This window comes from uncultured Frigoribacterium sp. (genome assembly GCF_963515265.1).
Taxonomy (GTDB): Bacteria; Actinomycetota; Actinomycetes; order Actinomycetales; family Microbacteriaceae; genus Frigoribacterium.
In genome coordinates this window covers 1-5371 of record NZ_CAUPYL010000177.1, presented here as the reverse complement: position 1 = coordinate 5371, position 5371 = coordinate 1, and the positions used below count along the sequence as shown (strand labels likewise).

Genomic DNA, 5371 nt, shown 5'->3' with positions numbered 1-5371 from the left:
GGTTTCTCCTTGTCTGTGGTTCCCGGTGGGGAGTTGACAGGGGTTCGCCACCCTCACGCAGATGGATGGGTTCGCATCGACTTCGTTATCGCGCCGTTACCTTCCAGGCCCGCCCGCCCGCCCCGCTGCTCGCCCCCCGAGCGTCGATCCGTCTAGCCGCGGGGAGCGACGACGGCCCAGCCGTGCGCGCCGACCACCAGCACGTCGCCGTCGAGGCCTGCGTCGCGTCCCGCGACCCAGCCGTCGGCGGCGGGTGCGGGGTCCGCGACGCGCAGGGGCTCGTCGCCGAGGTTCAGCGCGACGACGAGGACCTCGTCGGCACCGGCACCGCGCACCTCGAGCACGAGCGTCTCGTTCGTCACCGAGACCGCGCGCGTGCGCGCCCCGTGCAGCCACGGGTGACGACGACGGACGCCGACCATCTCCTGGTGCAGGGCCAGGACGGCCGGGTCGGCGCCGGCCACGAGGGACACGGCGTCGGCACCGGCGTCCGGACCGGCACCGGCACCGGCGTCGGTGCCGACGCCGTCGTCGCCCGACCAGCGGGGGAACGCGGGACGGATCGCGTCGTCGCCGCCGACCCGCTCCTCCTTGACGGCCCGCAGCCCGAGCTCGTCGCCGTAGTAGACGGACGGCACGCCGCCGAGGGTGAACAGCAGCACGACGGCGTGCGCGTGGTGCCGCTCGTCGTCGATCTGGCTGGCGATGCGGGTGACGTCGTGGTTGCCGACGAACGTCAGGGGCGCGAACTCGTCGAGGAACTCGTCGTGCCGCGTGAGCGCCCAGGCGAGCTCGTGGAGGTTGACGTCCTGGATGCCGTGCCAGGTGCCCTGCCAGAGCTCGTACTGGGTGACGCTGTCGAGGCCTCCGTCGCGGACGGCCGCCGCGTAGTCGCCGTGCAGCACCTCGCCGACCACCCAGACGTCGGGGTGGCTCTCTCGCAGCGGACGCAGCACCTCTGCCCAGAACGACGACGGCACCGAGTAGGCGGCGTCGAGGCGCCAGGCGTCGGCGCCGCGCTCGGCCCAGTGCACGAGCACCTCGGAGACGACGCGCACCACCTCGGGGGACGAGTGGTCGAGCGCGATCAGCCCGCCGTGGCCCTCGAAGGTCGCCAGCTCGCCGTGCTCGTCGCGACGGAACAGGGCGGCGGCCGGCGAGGACGAGTCGGCCCGCGCCTCCTGCAGGGCCGGGAACTCGGGGCCGACGTGGTTGAAGACGCCGTCGAGCATCACCCGCACGCCCTTGGCGTGGGCGGCCTCGATCAGCGTGACGAGGTCGTCGTCGGTGCCGAGCCGCGGGTCGACGCGGAACCAGTCGATCGTGTCGTAGCCGTGGGTCGACGACGCGAAGACGGGGCCGAGCGCGAGCCCGTTCGCGCCGAGCGCGAGCAGGTGGTCGAGCCACGGCACGAGGTCGAGGAGGCGCGGCTGCGGCGAGCGGTCCGCCCCGGTCGTGTCGGCCCCGCCGAACCCGAGCGGGTAGACGTGCCACCAGATGACGTGCTCGGTCCAGGCGCGCTCGGGGGCGGTCGGGGTGCGGGCGTCGGCGCGGGGACTGGTGCTGCCGGGGGTGACCGGGGTGCTGTGCTGCATGCGGGCCACGGTAGCGGCGGGTGCGCGGGCCGGTCCGCGCGCACGTCGTCAGGTGCGCTGCGCGGCTGGGGGCGAGCGCGCCTCAGCCCGCGTCGACCTCGACCGGGTCGCTGAGGTCGAGCGACCAGACGGCGACGCCGGCGAGGCCGAGCCCGCGGGCGAGCTGGACGCGCGTGTCGAGCGAGCGCGAGTCCGACCACCAGAGCACGGCGCCGTCGGCGAGGGTCGCGGTCTGCTCCGCGGCCGTGGAGTCCCAGCGGGCGCTGCCGCCGGCGTCCCCGACGCGGTCGCGCGCCTCCTCGTCGGACACCTGCCCGGCGGGCTCGTCGCCGCCCCAGCGGTAGCCGTACCCCGCGACGCCGAGCACGACCTGGTCGGTCGGCGCGAGCGCGGTGAGGGCGGCGAGCGAGTCGATCGTCCAGTCGAGGGAGCCGACGGGGCCCGGGTCGTCGGGCTCCCACGGTCCGTGCTGGTCGTAGGCCATGAGGGTGAGGTGGTCGAGCGACGCCGCCAGCGCCGGCACGTCGTAGCCGAGGTCGCCGTAGCCCTCGACCGTCGTCGAGGCCTGCAGCGCGACGTCCAGCCGCACGTCGGGGCCGACGGCTGTCCGTAGCTCCGAGGCGAAGGCGGTCAGCCCGGCGGAGTCGCCGGCCGTGAGCCCCTCGAGGTCGACCATGAGCGAGTCCCAGCCGCCCGTCGACACGCGTGAGGCCAGGTCGGCCGCGACCGCGGACCGGTTCGCCGGGCTCGACAGCAGAGCGCTCGCGACCGGCTCGCTGAAGTCGCCGATCCGGTCGTCCCAGTTGCTCACGAGCAGCTGCGCCTGCAGTCCCCTGGCGTGGGCCGCGTCCCGCTGGGCCTCGGCGTCGAGCGACGGACTGCTCACGCTGGCCCCGTCGGCGGCCACGAGCACGCCGTCGACCCCGACCACGTCGAGGGAGGCGGCGCTCGCGTCGACCAGGTCGGGATCGGAGCCCTCGAGCACGAAGCCCGTGACGTCGAGGGCAGGGACCGTGGCGGCGTCGGCGGGGAGGGCGTCTGCGTCTGCGTCTGCGGCTGCGGCGTCCCGCTCCGCGGCGTCGTCGAGCGTCGCCCCGGATGCGGATGCGGATGCGGATGCGGAGGCGTCCGGCGACGAGGCGGGGGTGGTCGAGGTGCACCCGCTCAGCACCAGGGCCAGCACGGCCAGGGCCGCGACGGGAGCGACGGCCACGACGGGACGCGACCCGCCCGCGCGGACGGAGCGGGAGCGGCCGGACGTCGGTGTCATGGACGGATCGTACGACGACTCGCGACCGATGCGGACTCCCGCTGCAGGATGACGCGCCGACGCCCCCGGCGGCCTAGCGTGGGCAGCACGACCTCGGGACACCCGCGCCGGGGCGAGCACAGTCCGGGGGGACGCTCACATGAGGACCACACGCTCGTTCACCACGGTCACGACGCTGGGCGCCGTCGCGGCTCTCGCCTTCTCGCTCGCCGGGTGCGCGAGCGGGGCAGACGACGCAGGAGGCGCCTCCTCGGAGACGCCCCGGCCGACGGCCACCGACACGGCGGCGTCCCCGAGCGCCTCGCCGTCCACGACCGCTCCGGCGCCCTCGCCGGGACCCGCCGTCGCCTCGATCCCGACGGACTGCACCGACATCGTCGACGCGGCGACCTACGCCTCGACGATGGGGGACACGCCCCTGAACGACCCGGAGTTCTTCGCCGAGGTGCGGATGGGGCGGATCGAGCCGATCACGCCTCCCGCCGGCGCCGACCCGTACACGATCGTCGAGTCGGCAGCCCAGCTGCGCTGTGGCTGGCGCGACATCCGTGCCGACGTCACGGGCCTGTTCGTCGACGTCGCCACCGTCGACGAGGCGACTGCCGCCTCCTACCCGGCGTGGTTGTCCGACCCGACGGTCGACGAGGAAAGGCGAGTCGCGGGTGCCGTGTCCGACTGCACGGACCGGCTCGGCGGCACCGTCTGCCAGTACACCCGCGTCGAGGAGCAGTACGGGACCGACTTCACGCAGACCGTGCTCGTCCGCGACGACGTCGTCGTCACCGTGCGCCAGTCGAACTTCCCCACGGACGACCTGCTCGGCGCGATCGTCACCCGCATCTGGGGCTGACGCCAGGCCTCGCGCTCGCGCTCGTGCTCGTGCTCGCGTTCACGTTCGCGCGCTGCGGGAACGACGTGACGCTGCCAGGGAGCGTGAAGCTGCGGGACACCCCGGACGCGTCACATCGTCTTCACCTCGGGGCAGGTCAGACGCGGCCGCCGGGGCGAGCGGCGGCGAGCTCGAGGTTGACGTCGTCGGGGTCCTGCAACGAGAGGACCACGAGGCCGAACGCGGGCAGGTCCGTGACCTCGCCGTGCTCGATCCCGGCTGCCGCGAGTCGCTGGGCCGCGGCGTGCAGCTCGTCGACGGAGTCGACCCGAAGGCTCAGGTGGTCGAGCCCCACCCGGTCGGGGTCGAAGCGGTCGCCGGCCGGGGCGACCGGGCGCAGCCCGAGCGTCTGGCCGCCGAAGGTGAACGAGCAGCCGCCGTAGGTGCGCTGCGGGTCGTCGTGGATCGTCGGGTCGTCGATCTGGTCGCTGAAGTCGCTGCCCGGCGGCATGCCGAACAGCTGCTCGTAGAAGGCCTTGCTGCGGCGGATGTCCGTGACCGTGAGGCGCACGTGCGAGAAGCCGAGGGGCGTGACGATGGCGTCGTTCATGGGGCCATCATCGGCCTCGAGGCCGGTCGTGGCCCGCTCGCGACGCGGGGCCGAGAGCGGGCGAGTTCGACCGGGACGGGCGGTCGTGACGGCCCGCCCCCGTCGAACCCGCCCGTCCTGCCTGGCGGTCGCGGCCGAGCGGTCAGCCGGCGCGCAGCGCCGGTGTCAGCGCAGCAGCCCCGAGCGCCAGGCCCAGACGACGGTCTGCAGCCGGTCGCGGGTGTCCAGCTTCGTCATGACGCGGGTCAGGTGCGACTTCACCGTGCTCGTCTCGATCACGAGACGCGCGCCGATCTCGTCGTTCGACAGGCCCTCGCCGAGCAGCCGGACGATCTCCTGCTCGCGCGGAGTCAGCACGTCGACCGAGGCCCCGGACGAGGAGGCGGCCCGCCGTCGCGTGAACTCCGCGATGACCCGGCGGGTGGTCGCCCCGTCGATCGCGGCACGCCCCGACGCGAGAGCTCGGACGGCCGCGATGAACTCGTCGGGCTCCGCGTCCTTGAGGACGAACCCGCTGGCCCCCGCCTCGAGGGCGCCGAAGACGTACTCGTCGAGGTCGAAGGTCGTCGCGACGAGCACGGCAGGGCCGTGGCGGGCGTCGCCGGACGTGCCCGGCTCCGCCCGCGGATCGCCGGGCATCGTGACCGAGGAGGCCTGCGGGTCGCCGCTCGGGGCCGCGCCCGTGATCGACCGCGTCGCCTCGATGCCGTCGCCGCCGGGCATCCGGACGTCCATCACGACGACGTCGGGCCGGGTGCGCCGCACGACCTCGACGCCCTCGCGGCCACCGGAGGCCTCACCGACGACCTCGATCCCTCCCGCGGTCTCGAGCACGATGCGGAACCCGGCCCGCACGATCGACTGGTCGTCGACGAGCACGACCCGGATCACGGGACGGTCCCGTCGACGGCGTCGGCGTCGGGCGCATCGACGGTGTTGGTCCCGTCGGGCGCATCGGCGGTGTCGGGCTCCCGCTCGACGGGCAGCTCGAGCCGCACGCGCCAGGTGCGGCCGCCGACCGCGCCGACCCCGCCGACCCCGCCGACCGCGCCGACCCTGTCTGCCGC

Annotated in this window: 6 protein-coding genes; 1 reads left to right on the top strand and 5 read right to left on the bottom strand. The window is 74.6% G+C overall.

From position 1 onward, the window contains the following. Nucleotides 1–152: 152 nt before the first annotated feature. Nucleotides 153–1595 carry an alpha-amylase family glycosyl hydrolase gene (locus tag RWM17_RS11885; protein ID WP_314103956.1) on the bottom strand — a complete coding sequence of 481 codons (1443 nt, stop codon included), beginning with the start codon at nucleotides 1593–1595 and terminating at the stop codon, nucleotides 153–155. 82 nt (nucleotides 1596–1677) lie between these two features. Further along, nucleotides 1678–2865 carry a glycosyl hydrolase family 18 protein gene (locus tag RWM17_RS11880; RefSeq protein WP_314103953.1) on the bottom strand — a complete coding sequence of 396 codons (1188 nt, stop codon included), beginning with the start codon at nucleotides 2863–2865 and terminating at the stop codon, nucleotides 1678–1680. Between the two features lie 139 nt (nucleotides 2866–3004). Here RWM17_RS11880 and RWM17_RS11875 point away from each other — a divergent pair, with 139 nt between their 5' ends. Continuing rightward, nucleotides 3005–3715 (top strand): hypothetical protein, encoded by a 711-nt coding sequence (locus RWM17_RS11875; RefSeq protein ID WP_314103950.1) that lies wholly within the window; start codon nucleotides 3005–3007, stop codon nucleotides 3713–3715. 136 nt (nucleotides 3716–3851) lie between these two features. On the opposite strand, the gene RWM17_RS11870 is transcribed toward RWM17_RS11875, so the two are convergent. From RWM17_RS11870 to RWM17_RS11860, 3 genes are all read right to left on the bottom strand, one after another. Further along, entirely contained in the window at nucleotides 3852–4304 is a 453-nt protein-coding gene (locus RWM17_RS11870) for a VOC family protein (RefSeq protein WP_314103948.1), read from the bottom strand. A gap of 165 nt (nucleotides 4305–4469) precedes the next feature. Then, nucleotides 4470–5195: a response regulator transcription factor gene (locus RWM17_RS11865; RefSeq protein WP_314103945.1), complete on the bottom strand. Its 726-nt coding sequence runs from the start codon at nucleotides 5193–5195 to the stop codon at nucleotides 4470–4472. Further along, nucleotides 5192–5371 (bottom strand): hypothetical protein (locus RWM17_RS11860; protein ID WP_314103943.1); only part of this gene is annotated, 180 nt, incomplete at its 5' end. The genes RWM17_RS11860 and RWM17_RS11865, both read right to left, overlap by 4 nt.

What these genes read in the sequence shown, in the direction of transcription:
- RWM17_RS11885 (WP_314103956.1), bottom strand. Translation starts at nt 1,595, where the DNA reads ATGCAGCACAGCACCCCGGTCACCCCCGGCAGCACCAGTCCCCGCGCC.
- RWM17_RS11880 (WP_314103953.1), bottom strand. Translation starts at nt 2,865, where the DNA reads ATGACACCGACGTCCGGCCGCTCCCGCTCCGTCCGCGCGGGCGGGTCG.
- RWM17_RS11875 (WP_314103950.1), top strand. Translation starts at nt 3,005, where the DNA reads ATGAGGACCACACGCTCGTTCACCACGGTCACGACGCTGGGCGCCGTC.
- RWM17_RS11870 (WP_314103948.1), bottom strand. Translation starts at nt 4,304, where the DNA reads ATGAACGACGCCATCGTCACGCCCCTCGGCTTCTCGCACGTGCGCCTC.